Source organism: Synechococcus sp. MU1651, assembly GCF_023630635.1.
GTDB lineage: Bacteria > Cyanobacteriota > Cyanobacteriia > PCC-6307 > Cyanobiaceae > Parasynechococcus.
Window position 1 is genome coordinate 38367 of record NZ_JAKUHJ010000006.1, and the last position, 19292, is coordinate 57658.

Annotated in this window: 16 protein-coding genes; 5 read left to right on the forward strand and 11 right to left on the reverse strand. The window is 63.1% G+C overall.

The genetic code is table 11. The features are described 5' to 3' along the window. Positions 1-51 precede the first annotated feature (51 nt). From glgB to NCN05_RS06925, 7 genes are read right to left on the reverse strand one after another with little or no spacing between them, the layout of a single operon-like run. The gene (glgB, locus tag NCN05_RS06895) at positions 52-2349 is read right to left on the reverse strand and encodes a 1,4-alpha-glucan branching protein GlgB (protein WP_250397527.1); all 2298 of its coding nucleotides are present in this window, start codon (positions 2347-2349) and stop codon (positions 52-54) included. 60 nt (positions 2350-2409) lie between these two features. Next, positions 2410-2850 carry a DUF3887 domain-containing protein gene (locus NCN05_RS06900; protein ID WP_250397528.1) on the reverse strand — a complete coding sequence of 147 codons (441 nt, stop codon included), beginning with the start codon at positions 2848-2850 and terminating at the stop codon, positions 2410-2412. A gap of 38 nt (positions 2851-2888) precedes the next feature. Continuing rightward, positions 2889-3119 (reverse strand): hypothetical protein, encoded by a 231-nt coding sequence (locus tag NCN05_RS06905; protein ID WP_250397529.1) that lies wholly within the window; start codon positions 3117-3119, stop codon positions 2889-2891. 10 nt (positions 3120-3129) lie between these two features. Continuing rightward, positions 3130-4734: a CocE/NonD family hydrolase gene (locus NCN05_RS06910; protein ID WP_250397530.1), complete on the reverse strand. Its 1605-nt coding sequence runs from the start codon at positions 4732-4734 to the stop codon at positions 3130-3132. Beyond that, positions 4724-5005, reverse strand: a complete 282-nt coding sequence (locus tag NCN05_RS06915; protein ID WP_244276158.1) for a DUF8664 family protein — start codon at positions 5003-5005, stop codon at positions 4724-4726. Before NCN05_RS06915 ends, NCN05_RS06910 begins: the two co-directional genes overlap by 11 nt. Positions 5006-5051: 46 nt before the next feature. Then, entirely contained in the window at positions 5052-5453 is a 402-nt protein-coding gene (locus NCN05_RS06920) for a DUF4332 domain-containing protein (RefSeq protein WP_114988324.1), read from the reverse strand. Continuing rightward, on the reverse strand, positions 5453-5890 hold the full coding sequence (locus NCN05_RS06925) for a Ycf51 family protein (protein ID WP_250397531.1): 438 nt from the start codon (positions 5888-5890) through the stop codon (positions 5453-5455). The genes NCN05_RS06920 and NCN05_RS06925 overlap by 1 nt, the downstream gene beginning before the upstream one ends. A 66-nt stretch (positions 5891-5956) precedes the next feature. Between NCN05_RS06925 and NCN05_RS06930 the strand changes: the two genes are divergently transcribed. From NCN05_RS06930 to NCN05_RS06950, 5 genes are read left to right on the forward strand one after another with little or no spacing between them, the layout of a single operon-like run. Continuing rightward, positions 5957-10408 (forward strand): translocation/assembly module TamB domain-containing protein, encoded by a 4452-nt coding sequence (locus NCN05_RS06930; RefSeq protein ID WP_250397532.1) that lies wholly within the window; start codon positions 5957-5959, stop codon positions 10406-10408. A 3-nt stretch (positions 10409-10411) separates the two neighbouring features. Continuing rightward, on the forward strand, positions 10412-11320 hold the full coding sequence (locus NCN05_RS06935; RefSeq protein ID WP_250397533.1) for an ROK family protein: 909 nt from the start codon (positions 10412-10414) through the stop codon (positions 11318-11320). 8 nt (positions 11321-11328) lie between these two features. Next, a complete protein-coding gene (locus NCN05_RS06940; RefSeq protein ID WP_250397534.1) occupies positions 11329-12636 on the forward strand; it encodes a glutamate-5-semialdehyde dehydrogenase in 1308 nt (435 codons plus the stop codon). Further along, positions 12636-13007, forward strand: a complete 372-nt coding sequence (locus NCN05_RS06945) for a dihydroneopterin aldolase (RefSeq protein ID WP_250397535.1) — start codon at positions 12636-12638, stop codon at positions 13005-13007. The genes NCN05_RS06940 and NCN05_RS06945 overlap by 1 nt, the downstream gene beginning before the upstream one ends. Continuing rightward, entirely contained in the window at positions 13004-13591 is a 588-nt protein-coding gene (locus NCN05_RS06950; protein WP_250397536.1) for an esterase/lipase family protein, read from the forward strand. Before NCN05_RS06945 ends, NCN05_RS06950 begins: the two co-directional genes overlap by 4 nt. Positions 13592-13593: 2 nt before the next feature. On the opposite strand, the gene NCN05_RS06955 is transcribed toward NCN05_RS06950, so the two are convergent. From NCN05_RS06955 to NCN05_RS06970, 4 genes are read right to left on the reverse strand one after another with little or no spacing between them, the layout of a single operon-like run. Next, positions 13594-15696, reverse strand: a complete 2103-nt coding sequence (locus NCN05_RS06955; RefSeq protein WP_250397537.1) for a M3 family metallopeptidase — start codon at positions 15694-15696, stop codon at positions 13594-13596. A gap of 1 nt (position 15697) precedes the next feature. Beyond that, complete coding sequence (locus tag NCN05_RS06960; protein WP_250397538.1) at positions 15698-17233, reverse strand: NAD(P)H-quinone oxidoreductase subunit 4; 1536 nt, start codon at positions 17231-17233, stop codon at positions 15698-15700. A 57-nt stretch (positions 17234-17290) separates the two neighbouring features. Next, positions 17291-18238 carry a homoserine kinase gene (gene thrB / locus NCN05_RS06965; RefSeq protein WP_114988315.1) on the reverse strand — a complete coding sequence of 316 codons (948 nt, stop codon included), beginning with the start codon at positions 18236-18238 and terminating at the stop codon, positions 17291-17293. Positions 18239-18252: 14 nt separating this feature from the next. Continuing rightward, the gene (locus NCN05_RS06970) at positions 18253-19287 is read right to left on the reverse strand and encodes a glucokinase (RefSeq protein WP_250397539.1); all 1035 of its coding nucleotides are present in this window, start codon (positions 19285-19287) and stop codon (positions 18253-18255) included. Positions 19288-19292: the final 5 nt, after the last annotated feature.

A 19292-nucleotide genomic window follows, 5' to 3' on the forward strand; every position in this document is an offset into this window, starting at 1 on the left:
CCGAATCAAGCCATTGGCTAGAGCTTTACCCCCTCTTTGTCATCACGTTCGTCACACGATGTTGTCCGGCTCGCTGCTGCTCAGGCTGCGTTTCGGGTCGTGCTTGAACACCATCAGGCTCAGCGGCGGCAGGCAGAGATCCAAGGAGTTCTCGTAGCCGTGGATGCCCCATTCGTCTGTTGGTTTGCCGCCCATGTTGCCGAGGTTGCTGCCGCCGTACTTCGCTGCATCGGAGTTGAAGATCTCCTCGTAGAAGCCGGAGAGAGGAACGCCCACGCGGTAGTGGGAGTGACTTTGGGGTGTGAAGTTCGCCACCACCACCAGCCAGGTGCCGCTGGCGCTTTCCCGACGCATGAAGCTGATCACAGAGTGGCGGTTGTCGTTGCAATCGATCCACTGGAAGCCGAACTGGTCGAAGTCGTCCCGCCAGAGGGCCGGTTCTGCCTTGTAGAGAATGTTGAGGTCATCCACCAACCGCTGGATGCCCTTGTGGGGTTCGTAGTTGAGCAGATCCCACTGGAGATCGCCCCACACATTCCATTCAGCCCGCTGGCCGAATTCCATCCCCATGAAGATCGTCTTCTTGCCGGGGTGCGTCCACATGTAGGAGAGCAACGCCCGGGTGTTGGCGTACTTCTGCCAGTCATCTCCCGGCATCTTGTGCAGGAGATGGCTCTTCCCGTGCACCACTTCATCGTGGCTCAGAGCCAGCATGAAGTTCTCGGTGTAGGTGTACCAGATCGAGAAGGTGATGTTGTTCTGGTGGAACTGGCGGAACCACGGGTCCAGCTCGAAGTAATCGAGCATGTCGTGCATCCAACCCATGTTCCATTTGAGGTTGAATCCGAGGCCGCCGCTGTCCGTGGGCTGCGTCACCATCGGCCAGGTGGTTGATTCCTCCGCGATCGAGAGGGCCCCTGGGAAGTGCTGGAACAGCACGTGGTTGGCTTGCTGCAGGAAGCGAACGGCTTCGGTGTTCTCCCGACCACCGTTCTCATTGGGCAGCCATTCCCCGTCGGGACGCAGGTAGTCGCGATAGAGCATCGAGGCCACGGCATCCACGCGAATGCCATCGATGTGGAACTGCTCGAACCAGAACACCAGGTTGGCGACGAGGAAATTACGAACCTCGTTGCGGCTGTAGTTGAAGATCAGCGTTCCCCATTCCTTGTGTTCTCCGATCCGGGGATCACTGTGTTCATAGAGATGGGTGCCATCAAAGAAGGCCAGGCCGTGGGCATCCTTCGGGAAGTGGCCCGGAACCCAGTCGATGATCACGCCGATGCCTTCGGCGTGACAGCGATCCACGAAGGCCCGGAATTCATCGGGCGTTCCGTAACGGCTGGTGGGGGCATACCAACCCGTCACCTGATAGCCCCAGGAGCCGTCGAAGGGATGCTCGGTGATCGGCATCACCTCGATGTGGGTGAAGCCCCTCTCCTTGACGTAAGGAATCAGCCGATCGGCGAGTTCGGCGTAGGTGAGCAGGCGAGCACCGGGTTTCATCTCCGCGGCGGGAACGGGCGTCCGAGGGGTGCCGTCGGGCTGAATCCAGGGCTCATCCGCTGAGGCGTGGATCCAGCTGCCCAGGTGCATTTCATACACTGAGATCGGTTGATCGAGCGCGTTGCTGCTGTCGCGCTTCTGCATCCAGCCCTGATCGGACCATTGGAATCCGCTTAGGCGAGCCACAACGGAGCTGTTGTCCGGGCGAACCTCGTGCTGGAAGCCGTAAGGATCAGCCTTTTGGTAGCAGTGGCCCTCTTGGGTACGGATTTCGTACTTGTAGAGATGTCCCTCCTCGAGGCCGGGGATGAACAGTTCCCAGATGCCCCCGACGCGTTGCTGCATGGGGTGGTGACGTCCGTCCCATGAATTCAGATCTCCAATCACGGAGACGGTGAGAGCGCTGGGCGCCCACAGACAGAACATCACCCCCTTGACCCCATCACGCTCGGTGAGGTGGGCACCCATCTTTTCCCAAATGTGGTGATGGTTGCCTTCAGCAAACAGGTGGCGATCCATTTCGCCCATCCATTCGCCGCGGAAGGCCCAGGGGTCGTGTTGTTCGTGCACGATCCCGCCCCGCTCAACCCTGACCCGGTAAGTGGAGCCGGGGTCTCTATTGAGCTGTGCTTCGAACACCCAGGGGTGGTTCGGCGTTGTCATGGCGATCTCGTCGCCAGCCTGCAACAGGGTGACTGTTTGGGCTTCCGGCATCCAGATCCGCACGGTCCAACCCTGATCCGAGGGTTGAGGACCAAGCACCGCAAACGGGTGGTCATGGCGACAATTCGCCAACCGTTCGCCGTCCTGCACCATCCAGTCGAGGACTGCGGCGACACCCATGGGAGATCTGTGAATTGGGCGAGATGTTAAGCCCGATTTACGAAACAGATCCGCTGTTTATCAGACGAAGTCTCGGGAAATGTCGACGTTGATGATCCGACCGCTTGCGTCAAAGATCACGAACAGGTTGGTGGTGGCCTGGCCGAAGGCGACAGCCGCTAGCACGAGCTGCTGATCGCCGCCTTGATGGGCGATCACAGCGTCCTTGACCTTGCGGAACCCACCTGACACCTGGCTGAGCTTGGTCCATTTGCGTTCCGGATCTCCCGGGGTCAGCTCCTCCTGGAGTTGGAGGGACATCTTGGATCGCGCGGCAATCCAGCGTCCTGCTGCCAGGTCGCGGGTGAAGTCGAGGGCCGTTGTCTCGATCGGCTGGATCCGGTCGCTCCACTTCCAGGCGAGCAGTTTGCCGTCCTCATCCAGCACCATCAGCACCCCTTCGTCACCGGATGCAGTGATTACCACCGCATCGATGGTTGTTGTGTTGTAGCCAGGGGTCACGCTGACAACGCGGGTTGCATCAATGGCCGCGCGTTGGTTCAGGCGTGCCTGGACGGTGTCATATCAACGCTGGTCTGAACCGGGGCTGCGAGAGCGTCATGCATGACGTCTCCCTGGCGATTTTTGAGCGCCTCCAGCAGCAGTTCAGCCGCCGCCGTTGCCTGGGCTGGGGTGAGTTCGGTTCTGGTGAGTTGCTCCGCTGCTGCGGGACTGATCAACCCCATGGGAGCCGACAGAGCGATGGCCAGCAGGGCAGCGGAGAGCTTCAAAGCACAAACGTCAGTCGAGCTTCAGTCTGCCGGAATCAAAGGGGTTCAGGTGCAGGGTGGAGCCAGCAAGTTTCAGTGTCAGCGTCACCACACGATGCTCTGGGCTTGGTGCTCCGCAGGCAACGGCATCGTGGCCAGGGTTGACGCCAATGGCGGGCCACGCTGCTGCGGCAACGGAGATCCTCAGTCGATCGCCACAAGCCAGGCTCGCGTGCAGCGGCTGGAGGATCACGCTGCGCCTGGCTGGCTGCAATGCCTCCTCTCCGCGAATCCGGACGACTCCCGTGCTCAGTTGATCAACGCTGTTGGTTTCCGCGGGCAGGCGCGAGAGGCTGATGCAGAGATCAAACCCGGGCTGGTCCGCTTCGGCGTCCAACAGGAGGTGCGGTTGACCTGACAGCAGCAGCTCATCAACCAGGGGTGCGCTGGTGAATGTCGCGACGTCGCTGCGTTGATCCACGGCCGTGCGCTCAGCGGGGCCAGGGTTTGTTCCGAGGTGTCCCCCGATGGCCGGAACCGGTCGCCAGGGGTCGTGAACGATGACCACGCTTCCTTCTCCTTCTCCATCCGCCACAAGGGCGCCTTCACTTGGGTCGATGCAGGCCAGTCCATGGCTCCGTAGTCCCCATGACGCTGACCTGCCCGTGGCGGGTGCGGGGATCGCGTTCCACTGATGCTGGGTGATGTTCCAGAGCTGGTGACTGGGCTGCGGCTCCTGCGGGGGGCGATCCTGCAGATGTTGTTGGAAGAACTGAAGCATCAGCTGCTGGGTTTCCGGCCACCACTGCAGATGGGAGGCCGGCCCGATGTGCAGGGAGGGCTGCCCGCCGGCCGCTTGGCTGCGATGCCAGAGGTCCAGCAGACCCACCAGATGCGGATCCCACCATCCACCGATCAACAGCATCGGCCGCTGGAGCCAGCTCTCCGGGGCGTGATGAACCGTCCACTGCTGGTCGTTGCTGGGGTCGTTGTTCAACCAGCTCCAGGCCATGCCTTCGGGGTCATGGCGCTCCAGCAGGGTTGGTCCGTCCCGCAAATAGCGGTTGTCTTCAAGGCTTCGGCGGATCTCCAGCCAGGCCGTTGCATCTCCGCGTCGCTGGGCCTGGAGGGCCGCCAGCTGCAGCCCCCATCCCAGGCCGAGGTGCCACCAGTGGGCACCGCCTTCACAACTCCAATGGCGTCGTTCGTCCAGGCCGGCCATCGCCGGAGCTGTGCACTCCGGCGGTGGGGCCGATTCAGTTGCGGTGAGCTGGGTCAGGCCCTGATACGAAAACCCGTAGACCCCCAGGCGTCCATTGCATTCCGGCAGCTGCCGCACCCAGGCATGGGTGGCGGGGGTGTCGGCTGCTTCCTGACCAAACCCCCGGAAACGTCCCTCCGACTCGCCTTGTCCTCGGACGTCCTGAACGACCACCAGGAAGCCATGGGACACCCACCAACTGGGGTGGGCGTAGGTCACGGTTGAGGCGATGCGGCTCCCGTAGGGCTGCCGCATCAGCAGGGCAGGCCAGGGGCCTTCGCCGCTTGGATACCACAACCGTGAACGCAGCACCACGCCATCGGCCGTCCTCAGCGCTGCAGACCGGCAGACAATTCCGCTGGTCTCAGCGGACATCGGCGCAATGCATCCCCACGATGTAGGTCATGAGGATTTCCGCATCCTGAAAACTCAGCTTCTCGCTGGCGGCGACCTGGTTGATGTAGGGCTTGGAGAATGGCGATCGGCCGTTGGCGTTCATTTGCCGGAACGAACGGCACATGGCCTTTGCTTTTTCAGGATTGCGTTTGACGCTGTTGAGCAAGTCCGAGTCAGCGGCAACCACGAGCAAAGGTGAGCCCAGGAGCGCCAGAGCGATCAACGCTGTGCGTAGGAGTTTCAAGCCCATAACAGGTTCATACGCAGGTTTGGATGCCAAGGCAGGGTGGCTGGGGTCAGTTCGCCAGTTGCCTGGCGCGGCGGATCCAATCGCCGGCCACCCGCAGATCCACCACGGCAGGCCGTTTGGTTCCAAGGCTGCGCTCCAGCCTTCCGGTCTGGCGCACGAGACGTTCAGGGGTGCATGCCGCCAGAGCGGCGGGCGTGGCGATGCCCGCATGCATCAGCAGCGCGGCGTCCTGGGGAGGCAAATCCAAGCGGCAGACCAAATCGGCCATGCCCCGTAGCCGTTTGAGGTTTCGGGCCGAAGCCTGGCCACTGCGGGCGAGTTGGCTCAGTTGCAGATCCGTTAGATCACGAATGCTGGACCAGCGCTGGATACCGGCCCGATCCAGTTCCTGTTGTTCCCTGCGAAACGACTGGGGGAGCTCCTCGATCGCATCGTTGAAGTTCGTCATCAACGCAAGGTCTTGCTCACCTCGCCCAGGATGACGGGTCGTCCCAGCCCATCGCCCTCCGCCTGGATGCCTCGCAACCGCACCAGCACGGTGCTGCTGGAGCGACCTGAGCCGCGCAGGTTGCCCTCCAATTGCTCCAGGGTGGCTCGAACTGTGGTTGGGGCCAGGTCGGCAGGAACCTGGGCGACCAACAGGTCGTTGCCGTTATCGAACACGATCGGTGCCCGCACCGCACCCTCCACCACCACTGGCGGTGTGTAGCTCACGCCGAATGCCCAGCAACTCACGGCCAGCAGCAGGGTGAAGCTGCTCACGCCGACCAGTCGAAACCGAATGCCCCACTTGGTGAGGAAGGCAACTGCCGTTAGTGCTCCAAGCCCAAGCCCAGACCAACCCAGCCAGGGAGCGGCGGTAAGCAGCAGCTGATCGAAGGCCATGGGGTCTGGTGGACTGAAAACAGTCTCCTTATATTGCGCGAGATTCCGGGGAGACCGCCGCGTCTGATGGGGAAAACGCGGCGCAGGACCTGGTTGGTTGCGGGAAGTTTTGTTCTGGTCGGGGCTGGAGCAGCAGGCTTGATCGCCCTTGACCGCGCTGCCGAAGGCATCCTGAGCCGGGCGCGCCCCAGCTTGGAGCGCACGTTGTCGGGTCCTCTAGGCCACGACGTGGATCTTGGCCCTTACGAAGGACTTCGCCCCTTGGGCCTGGGGATCGCCATCGGCCCGAGTCGAATCTTGCCGTCGGCGGCGGATCGTTCTGAACTGAGCCTGGCGGGGCTGGAGGTCGGCCTTGCTCCCTTAGCGAGTCTTCGGCGTCTGCAACCGGTTCTGCAGATCACGGTGCACAGGCTGCGTGGTCAGTTGCAGGCCAATGAGGCTGGTCGGCACTGGACCTTTGGGCCCCTGAGCGGCGACGGCACCCTGCCGCGACTTGGCGTGCAGTACCGATTGGCCGATCCTGCATTGCTCCGTTTCGGTCCTCAGCAGCAGACCCTTGAACTCCGCAGTCGGGGCGCAGTGAGGCTCGGGGAGGCTTTTTTCAGTACCGCATCGGAACTTCGCTGGCTCGACGCAGAAGGGGTGCTGCGGCTCGATGCACAAGGGCATTGGGATCGCCCTCGCTTCAGGCTTCGAACGCGGCTGGATCGGCTCAACCTGAAACCGTTGGGGGCCGTCATCGCCCCCGCTCAGGATCTGGATGCCTCTGGAACCTTGGAGGGAGATGTTCAGATCGGCTGGGCCGATGGGTCGTTGAACTGTCGAGGTGGGCTCAGCCTCAAGCGTCTCGAAGTTGCTGCGCTGAACAGCAATCGCCTCAGGGTCGCTTGCAAGGGCGATCAACTCACCTTGCAGCCCGCAACACTGCGTTTTGGAGCCTTTGAGGCTCGGGCCTCAGGGTCCGTTGCCTTGAACAAGAGCTTTGATCTCCAGGCTGACGTTCGCCATACAGACCTCAGCTCTGCAAGCCAGGACCGGTTGAAGCTCAGGATCCAGGGCCCCTGGGGGGAGCCCCGGTGGAGTGCAGATGGTGAGATCCAGCTGCCTGAGGCCACAGGGCTCAACACAGCCCTGACGCTGGACGCTCAGTGGCGCACCCCCTGGTTGCAAGACCAGCAACCGTCTGTTGCCGTGGACAGGCTCCGCCTCAGTGCCCCGGGACTGCGCTTCGGGCTGACCGGGACGATTGGATCCCGATTGGATCTGCGCAGCACGGAGCTGCAGATCGATCCCCGCTTCTGGTCTGCGCTGCCGACCCTGCAGGCCGGACTGGGCCAAACCGCTCCGCTCCTTGGAAGCGTCGACGTCAGTGGTGGGTTGGCCTCACCGGAGCTGAGCCTGAAGCTCGGCCAGGCAGCCAACCCGATGCTGGACGAGTGGTCGTTTCAGACCCGATGGTCCTCGCAGGACTCCGCCCTGGTGCTGGATCACTTCACCAGTCCGCTGTTGCGGGTGGAAGCGCGCCTTCCTGTGCAACTGGTGCAGGGGCGGTGGCAAACCGGTGAGCTTCAGAGCGGCTTTGAACTCCAACCTTTCAGCCTGAGCCGTTTCACCCCCTTGATCGGTACGCCGCTGGGCGGGCAGGTGGCGGCGCGGGGTCGCGTGAAGGGTCCTCTGTCGGGGCTTCAGCCCGACATCAGCCTGACGCTGAATCAACCCCGCGTTGGTGCCTTGCAGGTTCCCGAACGCTGGCAAGGCAGCCTCAACGGTGAACTGGGCCGTGGGGCTCGTCTGGCGATGGCGGCCCAGCAGCCTGTCGTGCCCGGCTCGCTCGTGGCTGAACTCGATGCCGATGCTTGGCCCAAGACCGTGCTCTTGCGCCGGGGTGAGGGGCAGTTGCGCTTGCACGGGCTGGATCCGGCTGGAGAGCAACGCCGCTACCACTGGCGTGCAGCGGACCTCAACATCGATGGACTTCGTTTCATCGTGCCTCCGGTCAACCAGCTCAAAGCGGTGGCAGGTCAGCTCTCGGGTGCAGGGAGCCTTGCCATGGGCCCCCTCGCGATCCGTGGGTCTGCCGTCATTGCGGACGGCTCGATGGCGGGAGTTGCCGTGCAGAGCCTCGAGCTGGAGGGTTCCCTCGGGGATGGCCGTTTTCAGGCCGATGCAGCACTGACGCCATTGCAGGGCAGCATTCGGCTGAAGGCCCGTGGCGATCTGGGTGGCTGGATGCACAGCGGCATCGAGGCCGAAGGCCTGGATGTCACCTGGCTGACGCTTCTGGCCCGTCAGTTGAGAGGGAGCGATCCCGAACCGGGCCTGGCCCCCGGCCGTGCCGAGGATCTCGGAACCCTGTTCATCAACACCTTTGGTGGGTCGCTTGATGGTCAGTTGCAAGCACTGGCGGCATCGCGCCGGGCGATTGAGGCCTATGCCCTGGCTCACCCCCGCAAGGGTCCTGAGCTGGAGCGTCTGGAGGGGCGGGTCAATCTGTCGGGAACGATCGACGGTCCTGATCCAAAGCGCCTGAAGGCCGATCTGATCGCCAAGGCCCACCTTTGGATTGAAGGGGATGACCAGGCCAAAGCACTCCAGCTTGAACCGATGGTCGCCACGCTTCGCGGCCCGTTGCACGGTGGATCCGGTGACCTCTCCCTGCTGCAGGTTCCGCTCTCTCTGCTGGCGTTGTTGGCTCCTGTGCCGCCGCAGCTCCGCGGCAGTGTTGGCATCCGCGGCCGCTACGACCTCAGCGGAACGGCCCCCCTGCTGGTTTCCGATCTGCTGCTCGACTCCGCCAGCCTGGCGGGCCAGCCCCTGCAGTTGGAGCAGCGATCGGTTGTCGTTGAGCGTGATTTGATCCGCCTGAACCTGGCCCTGAAGGGAGGCGAGAGCAAGGAACCCGTCACCGTGGCCGGCACGGTGCCTTTCAACCCTGATTCGGATTTGAACCTGAGGCTGGAAAGCCATGGGGATGCCCTTGGCGTGTTGACGCTTCTCGCTGAGGATTCCCTGGCAGTGAAGCGGGGCAGCACCAATCTGCGGCTGTTGCTGCGCGGGCCGTTGAACCAACCGCAAGCCAATGGCTTTGTGGTGGTCAGCAATGGAGATCTCAGCATCGGTGAACAGGAGCTGAGTCGGATCAACGCCTCGATCCTGTTCGATTTCGATCGCGTCTTGGTGCAACGCCTGGAGGCTGAAGTGGGCCGCGGCGGCTTGCTGCGCGGTTCAGGAAGCCTTGGCTTATTCACCCCCCAGAACGGGTCTTCACCGCTCACCCTGCAACTCAGCCAAGCTCAGATTCGACAGCCGATCGTGCAGTTCCAGGCCGATGGCGAACTGCAGGTTTCTGGAGCTTTGCTGCAACCCGTCCTCTCCGGACATCTGGACCTGTCGCGGGGCACGCTTCGGCCGCAGTCCGGCTTCTTCGGACGGTTGCGGCGGGGCGGAATTCAGGCCCCGGTTCCCACCGGAGTGGAGGGCTCCTCAGCGGCGGTGCAGCTCGGTCCTCAGGCGTTGAACACACTTTTGGAGGAGGAGTGGGACTTCCAGGAACCCCTGGTCCTGATGGGTCCCAACCGATCCATCCAAGCTCCGGATCAGCTGCAACGGTTCATGCCAACGCTGTCCGCCATCCGCCTTGAGAACCTTCGGCTAGCCCTCGGGCCGGACACCAGGGTGCTGATGCCCTCGATCAGTTTTCAAGGGGGGGGTGTGGTGACACTGAATGGCCCTGTCGACCCCTCTCTGCAGGCAAGAGGGGTGATCCGGCTTAATGCCGGCAGGATCTGGATTCCTCCTCTCGCTCCCCTCCGTTTGGATCCGCAGGAGGAGAACGTTGCGGTGTTCACGCCCTCGTTGGGACTTATTCCCTACGTAGATGTCGCTATGCAAGCCAGGGTCTCCGACACCGTTACCGCTGGCAACAGCGATCAGCTCACCAGCACCAACCTCTTTGCTTCAAATGGCACTGGCAGCGCTCACGCCGCGGTTGGCCAGCTTCGACTGGTGAAGGTCATGGTCCAGGCCACTGGCCCGGCCAACCGTCTGGGTGACAGAAACAATCTTGTTTTACGAAGCTCACCCCCGATGAGCGAGCAACAGCTGTTGGGTTTGATCGGTGGCAATTCCCTGGCTTCTTTAGGCAGTAATGGGGGAGCCGCGTTGGCCACGATGCTGAGTCAGTCGCTGCTCTCACCGGTGCTGGGCACGTTGACCGATGCCATGGGGCAACGGCTTCAGGTGGCGATCTTCCCCACCTACGTCAACCCCGAGGTGAAATCAGAGAAGGAGCGCACCTCCGGCAACGTTCCGCCGACATTGACAGTGGTGACTGAGTTTGGTTTGGCGCTGACCGACAAACTCAACCTCTCCTTACTGATGGCACCGAACACAACCGATGTTGAAGTTCCTCCACAAGGAACGGTCTCCTATCGGCTGACACCGACCACGTCAGTTTCCGCGGCCATGGATGCCAATGGCACCTGGCAGAGCCAGTTGCAGGTGTTCTTCCGGTTCTGAGCCATGCCTACCGCGCAGGTGATTGGAGTGGATCTCGGGGGCACGGCGATCAAGCTGGCCCGGATTCGTGCTGATGGAACGGTGCTGGCTGAGGCGCAATGCCCCACACCGCAGCCCGCCGTACCTGGCGCCGTAACGATGGCCCTGTGTGACGCCATTGAACAGATTGATCCTGAGCATGCGGCTGAGGCGGTCGGCATTGGCCTCCCCGGTCCCATGGATGCGGCGGCTCGGGTGGCCCGGGTTTGCATCAACCTGCCCGGCTGGGAGGACGTGCCGCTGTCGGATTGGCTGGAGTCCAGGCTCAACCGCCGGGTCACCCTTGCCAACGATGGCAACTGTGCGGTGGTCGGTGAGGCCTGGCTGGGCGCCGCCCGTGGTGTTGATGATGTGGTGCTGCTGACCCTCGGAACCGGTGTGGGAGGGGGGGTGCTTCTAAGGGGTGAGCTGTTCACGGGCCACAACGGCGCTGCAGCGGAACCCGGTCTGATCGGGGTTCAGCCCGATGGTCCGGCCTGCAACAGCGGTAACCGTGGCTCCCTGGAGCAGTTCGCCAGCATCACCGGCCTGCGGCGCTTGTGTGATCGCGATCCCCGCGAGCTCAGTGCAGAGGCCGATGCTGGTGATCCGGAGGCCCTGGAGGTTTGGAGCCGTTACGGCGAGCGCCTGGGCTGTGGCGTTGCTTCGCTGGTGTACGTGTTCACGCCGCAGTTGGTGTTGCTGGGTGGCGGCCTGGCCGGTGCTGCCCGCCACTTTCTGCCAGCGGTGCGCCGCGAGGTGGAGTCGCGGGTTCAGGCCGTCTCAAGGGAGGGGTTGCGGATCGAAGCCGCCTGTCTGGGGAACGGCGCTGGACGCCTGGGGGCTGCGCGACTCGCTCTGCAGCGGCTGAACGGGATGATGGCTCCAGATTGATTGCCTTGATGTCCAGCGTTCCAGAGCCTTCTGCTGCGTTGCTGCAGCGTGCCGCGGCTGTCCGCCGTGCTGCTGTTGATCTGGGGCAGACCGATGACGGCCAGAGAGCTCAGGCGCTTCAGGCGATGGCGGACGCGCTGACCGACCGTGCGGAAAGCATCCTCGCGGCCAACCGTGAAGACCTCCAACGCTCTGCAGCCGAGGGGTTGGCGCCGGCTTTGATGGCGCGGCTGAAGCTGGATGACACCAAGTTGGCGGCGGCCATTGATGGCGTCCGCAAGGTGGCCAGCCTCAGTGACCCGCTGGGTTGTCGTCAGTTGCATCGGGAGCTGGATCAGGGCCTGGTGCTGGAACGGGTCTCCGTTCCGCTCGGGGTGGTGGGTGTGATCTTTGAAGCCAGGCCGGATGCGGTGATGCAGATCGCCTCGCTGGCGATCCGTTCGGGCAACGGTGCTCTGTTGAAAGGGGGCAGTGAGGCTCGCTGCACCAATGAGGCTGTGATGGAGGCCCTGCAGGCAGGCCTGGCGGCCAGTCCGGTGTCTGCCGATGCCCTGGCTCTGCTCACCACCCGTCAAGAAAGCCTGGCCTTGTTGCGTCTCGATGGCCTCGTGGACCTGATCATTCCCAGGGGAAGCAACGAACTGGTGCGCTTCATCCAGGACAACACCCGCATTCCGGTGCTGGGCCATGCCGATGGGGTGTGTCACCTCTACGTGGATGCGGCGGCCGACGTCGACAAAGCCGTTCGGGTGGCGGTGGACAGCAAGAGCCAGTACCCCGCCGCCTGCAACGCCATTGAGACCTTGTTGGTGCACCGCTCGATTGCGCAGCCTTTTCTCGCCGCTGCGCTGCCGGCCTTCGCTGCTGCCGGGGTGCAGCTTCTGGGCGATGCCGAGAGCGTGGCCCTTGGTGTGGCGGAAGCGGCCACGGAGGAGGACTGGAGCACGGAGTATCTGGATCTGATCCTGGCGGTGAAGCTGGTGGACGATCTCGAGGCAGCCACCGATCACATCCGCTCCTATGGCTCGCGTCACACTGAAGTGATCCTGACGGAGGATGCCCAGGCGGCTGATCGTTTCCTTGCGGCGGTGGATAGCGCAGGCGTTTATCACAACTGCTCCAGCCGCTTCGCCGATGGCTTCCGTTACGGATTCGGCGCTGAGGTGGGCATCAGCACCCAGACCCTGCCGCCCCGCGGACCCGTTGGTCTGGAAGGGTTGGTGACCTACCGCTATCGGTTGCGCGGCGAGGGCCACATCGCTGCCGACTACGCCAACGGCAGCCGCGTCTTCACCCACATCGATCGGCCGCTCTGATGGATTGCATCGGTGTGAGGGACCTGCGGTTGTGGGCCCACGTCGGGGTGTTGGAATACGAACGTCGGGATGGCCAATGGTTCAGCCTTGATTTCAGTGTTCAGCTCGATCTGAAGGCTGCTGCCGTGGCCGACGACCTGAGCCGGAGCCTGGACTACGGCGTGGCCATTCAGGCCCTGCAAGGCTTGTCCCGGCAGGTGCGTTGCCTCACGATCGAGCACTTCAGCGAGCAGATGCTGGATCGGCTCGAAACGTTGTACGGGCCCATCCCGGTCTGGCTGCGGTTGACCAAATGTGCTGCACCGGTTCCAGGATTTAACGGCCGCGTGTTCGTGGAACGCTCCCGCCATGGCGGGAGATCAGCCCTGTGAGCATCCCGTTGGTGCTGGTCCATGGTCTCTGGGACACGCCCCGCCTGTTTCATCGATTGATTCAGGGGTTGGACCAGCCCGATCGCCCGCTGCTGGCGCCGCATCTGCCCCATGGTCTGGGTTGGATTCCCCTGCGGCAGCTGGCCTCTCGCCTGGATCAGCACATCCAGCAGCGCTTTGGTGCTGACACCAGGGTTGATCTTCTGGGTTTTTCGATGGGGGGCGTGATCGGCAGGATCTGGCTGCAGGAACTGGGGGGGGTGCAGCGCACCCGGCGCTTCCTCAGTGTGGGCAGCCCGCAGAAGGGCACCCTGGTTGCTCAGATGATTCCCCGCCCGCTCCTCGCCGGTGCGGCAGACATGAAAGTGGGCAGTCGCCTGCTGCGCGAGCTGAATCGCCAACCCGATGCCCTGGCTGGGGTCGACTGCTCCAGTTTCTTTTGCCGCTGGGATCTGATGGTCTGCCCCGGCTGGAGGGCCGTTCTGCCCTTGGGCCGGTGTGAGGAAATACCGGTCTGGACCCATCAGCAACTGATCAGCCACCCCGCCGCGATTCGACGGCTCTGCAGCAGCTTGCGCGCCTGAGCTCAGGCCGCGGCCACCAGGCCGGAATGGCGAATCAGGGCTTCGGTGCTGGCAGGACGGCCTCGGAAGGCTTCAAACACCTCAGACGGGGAGCGGCTGCCACCGAGGCTGAGCACGGTGTCGCGGAAGCGGGCTCCCGTTTCACGAACCTGATCCTCCTGATCCAGACCCACCTCCTCAAAAGCGGAGAAGGCATCTGCGCTGAGCACCTCAGCCCACTTGTAGGAGTAGTACCCGGCGGAGTAGCCCCCCGCGAAGATGTGGCCGAAGGCGCAGAGGAACTGATCCTCCGGGATGGGATCCATTACGGTGGTGGTGGCCGCGATCTCACGGCGCAGTCCATCTGGGCTGACGCCGAGTTCAGGGGTCCACTGGCTGTGGAGACGAAGATCACTCAGGGCAAAGTGAACCTGCCGCAGAGTGGCGAGGCCTGCATTGAAGGTGCGGCTGCTGCGTAGCTTGTTGAATTCCGACTCAGGCAGGGGTTCACCGGTTTGCCAGTGGCGCGCCATGCCCATCAAGGTGGCGTGATCAAGACACCAGTTCTCCATGAACTGGCTGGGGAGTTCCACGGCATCCCATTCCACGTTGCTGATGCCGGCGGCTTCCGGTTCCTCAACGGTGGTGAGCATGTGCTGGAGCCCATGGCCGAATTCATGGAAGAGGGTCTCCACTTCCTCGAAGCTCATCAGGCTGGGCGTGTCGCCCACAGGTGGGGTCTGGTTGCAGACCAGGTAGGCCACCGGCAGCACTACAGAGCCATCGGGTTTCTTGCTTAGGCCCAGGCATTCATCCATCCAGGCCCCACCGCGTTTGCTGGCGGGTCTGCTGTAGGGGTCGAGGTAGAAGCCGGCAATCGGTGTGCCATCGGAGCGCTTCACCCGGAAGAAGCGCACATCGTCGTTCCACGTCGGTGCCTCGCCGTCGGCGGCAACGATCTCAACGTCGAACAGACGCGTACAAAGACTGAACAGGCCTTTGAGCACCTGCGGCAGCGGGAACCAGGGACGCAGCGCCTCTTGGTCCAGATCGAACCGGGATTGGCGCAACTTCTCCGACCAGTAGGCGATGTCCCAGGGAGCCAGCTCATCGGCTTCGGGGGACTTGTGCTTCCTGGCGATGGCTTGGAGATCCTGCAGCTCTTGCTCAGCTGCTGGGTATGCCGCAGCACGCAGTTCTTCCAGCAGTGCTTCCACCGCCGAAACATCGTCAGCCATCTTGGCGCTGAGGCTGAGGTCAGCCCAATGGGCATAGCCCAGGCGGGACGCTTGCTCGCGCCTCAGGGTCAGGATCTCCTCGATCAGTGCCCGGTTGTCGAGTTCGCCTTCACTGGCCCGCCCCACATGGGCGCGATAGGCCTTCTCCCGCAGGGATCGGTTGTTGGCGTGCGTGAGGAAGGGCAGATAGCGGGGCATGTCCAGTCCCAGCAGCCATGGTCCGGACTCCGCAGATGCATCAGCATCCCCTGCTTCACGCGCTGCGGCGGCCAGTGCCTCCAAGGCCCGTTGTGGCAGGCCTTCCACCTCATGGGGCTGGCTGAGTTTCAGGGTCCACTGCTGCGTTGCATCGAGCACGTGGTTGCCGAACTGGGTGGAGAGAGCAGCCAGGCGTTCACTGGTGCTGTTGAAGGCTGCCTTCTCATCGCCACTGAGGCCAACACCGCGCTGCTGCATCGAGAGCAGCTCGGATTTCAGGATCCGCTCCTGGGTTGGGTTGAGCGGTTCGGAGGGATCGCTTTGGAGGGCCATCAAGGCCCGATGAAGAATCTGGCTTTGGCCAAGCCGGTTGCTGAGGCGCACAACATCCGGTTGCTGGGCGGAATGGGCATCGCGCAGCTCAGGGGAATTGCAGACGCCATTGAGGTGTGACACCACACCCCAGCTCCAACGCAGTCGTTCGCCGATGGCCTGCAGCGGTTGCATCACCCGATCCCAGGACAGCTTCGAGGGGCCGGCGAGGGCTGTCTCAAGAGCCTGCTCGAGAGCAGTGAAGTCCTGATCCAGCTGTGCGAGCAAAACCGGGATGTCTGTGCTGACGAGCTCAGGGGAGATGGCCCGGAACTCGGGAAGCCCTTGGCCGCGCAGGAGGGGGGAAATAGTCGACATCTCAGCTGGCAATGAACTGCAGGGCCAGAGCGTTGGTGGAAGCTTCGTAGAGGTCCATGGCAATGCGGGGCCAGATGCCGATCACCAGGGTTGGCACCAGCAGGCTCAGGCCAATCACCAGCTCCCTGGGGCGCATGTCAGCGACGCTGGCCAGGGCCGGAATCCTGGGGCCAAAGAACACCCGTCGGCACATGGAGAGCAGATAAATCGGTGTGAGCACTAGTCCGATGGCGGCCAGCAGAACGGTGATCGATCGGAACACGGACGTGAAGGCTTCCTGGCTGGTGATGCCGAGGAACACGGTGATTTCACTGATGAAGCCACTCATGCCGGGCAGCGCCAGCGACGCCAGGGAGCTGGCCAGGAAGAAGGCAAACGTGATGGGCAGCGCTTTGGCTAGTCCTCCCATGTTGGGGATCGAGAGGGTTTTGGTTCGCTCGTAGAACACGCCCGTCACGAAGAACATCGCGGCTGCGATCAGGCCATGGCTCACCATCTGGAGCATGGCGCCGCTGATTCCCAGGGCATCAACGGCACCGATCCCCACCAGCACAAAGCCCATGTGGCTCACGGAACTGCAGGCAATCCTGCGTTTCACGTTGTCCTGGGCGAAGGCGTTGAGGGCGCCGTAAACGATGTTCACGATCCCAAGGATCACCAGGGCTGGCGCCAGGGTGGCGTGCGCTTCAGGAAGCATCTGCACGTTGAAGCGCAGCAGGGCGTAACCGCCCATCTTCAGGAGCACCCCGGCCAGCAGCATCGACACCGGAGCGTTGGCCTCACCGTGGGCATCGGGCAGCCAGGTGTGAAGCGGGAACATCGGCAGTTTCACGCCGAAGCCAATCAAGAAACCCACGTAACACAACAGGCCGAAGCTGCCGCCGGGAGAACGGGCCGCCAGTTCCGTGATGTTGAAGGTGAACGTGTCACCGGAGAGGGCCAGTGCCAGGCCGCTGATCAGAATCAGCAGAGAGGCCAAGGCCGTGTAGAGGATGAATTTGGTGGCGGCGTACTGGCGGTTTTGTCCTCCCCAGATGGCAATCAGCAGGTAGACGGGAACAAGTTCCAGCTCCCAGGCCAGGAAGAAGAGCAGGAAGTCCTGCGACAGAAACACCAGGCCCTGGGCCGAGGCCTGCACAAGCATCAGGGCGAAGTACAGCCGTGATTTGCGCTGAACCGACCAGCTGGCCGCCACAGACAGGAACGTGACCAGGCCGCTGAGCACCACAAGAGGTGCTGAAAGACCATCCACACCAAGGGACCATTCGAGGCCGAGTGCTGGGAGCCAGCTCACCCGCTCCACCAGCTGCAGCCCTTCAGTGCTGGGGTCGAAGCGGGTGGCGAACACCCCCATCATCAAAAGAAGATCGACCAGAAGGACGACCAAGGTGATGATCTTGGGCGCGGAGGATGGCTTCTCTTCGCTGCTCGGAACCAGAGGCAGAACCAGAGCTGCTGCCGCCGGCAACAGCACAATCAGTGACAACCAAGGGAAGGGACTGCCCGAGACAGCAAGCTCTGCTAACCCAGCATCCATTCCGTGTCCGCAATCTTTAACAAAGCTAACAGGGCTGAATGCCCTGTTTAGGTGGATCTACTCATCGTCGGCCGGTTGCCAGTGGCTGCCTGAGGTCTGCAAATTCAGCACCGGCGCGCGGCTGGCGACCCCGGCAGCCTCCCAGGCTTTGACCATGGCTCGGCTGACGGCTGGGCCTTTGTCTTCCTCGCACAGAGCCAGAACGCTTGGTCCGGCTCCGCTGATGGCGCAACCCCAGGCTCCCGCGTCCATGGCGGCCTGTTTGACCTGGTCGCCGCCTTTGATCAGGCGCCAGCGGTAAGGCTCGTGCAAACGATCATGCATGCCGTCGGAGATCAGATCACCATTGCCGGTGCGCAGCCCTTGCAGCAGCAGTGTCAGGGCACCCAGGTTGACCACAGCGTCGCCAACGGGGATGGCCTTGGGCATGGCCCGGCGGGCTTCGCTTGTGCTCAGGCGAATCGATGGAATCGCCACGACGGCCTTCACGCTCGGCGTCCATTCGCAACGCACCACGCGCCAGCGCTGAGAGGCGGCCTTGGCGGTCATGCAGAGGCCCCCCAGAAGGGAGGGCACAACGTTGTCCGGGTGACCTTCGATATCGATGGCCAGCTCCAGCAGCTTCTCCTTGGAGAGAGGCTCACCGACGAGGGCATTGGCTCCCATCAATCCCGCCACGATCGCCGTGGCACTGCTGCCCAGCCCCCGTGCCGGCGGCACGGCAAGACGCACCCGTGCCTCAAGGGCGACGGGTTCCAGCCCAGCCGCTTTCCACACCCGTTGGGCCGCTCGGTAAACGAGGTTCTCCGGCCCACCCCGGAGGTGACTGCCTTCCGTTCCCTCAATAATCAGCTCAAATCGTTCACCGCCCCCTTCGATCCGCCGCATCGCGAAGCGGTTGTTCAGATCAAGGGCTGCACCGAGGCAGTCAAATCCGGGGCCGAGATTGGCGGTGGTTGCCGGGACGTCCACTACCACTTTCTGACCGATGCGCGGCTGCGCCATCGCTGATCCTCTGCTCAGGCCAGTGTCCCACCTGACTCCGCCAGCATCCGGGCGCGACAGGCTGCACTGAACAGTCCGGCATCGGGATCGATCACTGCTGTGACCTGCATCCCTTCGATCAGTTCGCGGAAGCGTCCCTTGTCGCGCATCGCATTGAGAAAGCTGGCGGATTGCAGTCCTTTCAATTGTTTTGATGCGGTGCCCCCGCCAACCCAGAGGCCTCCTGTGCAGAGTTCCTGAAGGGCAAGATCGCCTGCCGCTGAGCCATAGGCCTCCAGCCAAAGCTGTGTAGCGCGTTGCATCAAGGGATCACCCCCTTCAGCGGCAACGCTCACCTGAGCGGGAAGATCGTTGGAACTGTTGCGCCGCCAAGCCTCAGCCACGCTGCGCAGGGGGTGCATGGCGGCATCGGGTTTCTGAAGCAGCCAGTGGGCCACATGCCCCAGGCCGGTGCCACTCACGATGCGTTCGATCGAAAGGCGGCTGACGCCGAGGTCTTGTTTGAGCCAGCAGGCCAGCTCCCATTCCGCTTCGTTGCGCGGAGCAAATTCGCGGTGCCCTCCTTCGCTCGCCAGGGCCACCAGTCCCTGTTCGCTCTGCAGGCCTCGCGCCATGCCAAGACCGGTGCCTGCTCCAAGAATGGCCAGGGGGCCCTTGTCTTGGTGGCCCTTCTGAAGGATCACCTGCTGATGGCTGTCGAAATGGGGCAGCCCGTAAATCAGCACGCCGAAATCATTCACCAGCTCGAGCTGTTCCATGCCAGCAGCCCGCGCCAGGTCGGCCTCCCGCAACCGCCAGGGCAGGTTGGTGATCCTGGCCTCCCTGTGTCGCACCGGACCGGCAACGGCGATGCAGGCATGCGCTGGAGCCGGGAGAGCGGCGGGGCGATTGTTGAGGAAGGCCTCGAGCATCGGCTCAAGGGATGGCCATTCTCCCGAGCGGAAGCGTTCCTGATGCAGCAGGCGAAGCTGGCCCGCCTCACTCCCGTAGAGAGCAAGCAGAGTCTTGGTGCCTCCCATGTCCCCCGCCAGGAGTGTGCTGGTGGCCATCCAGG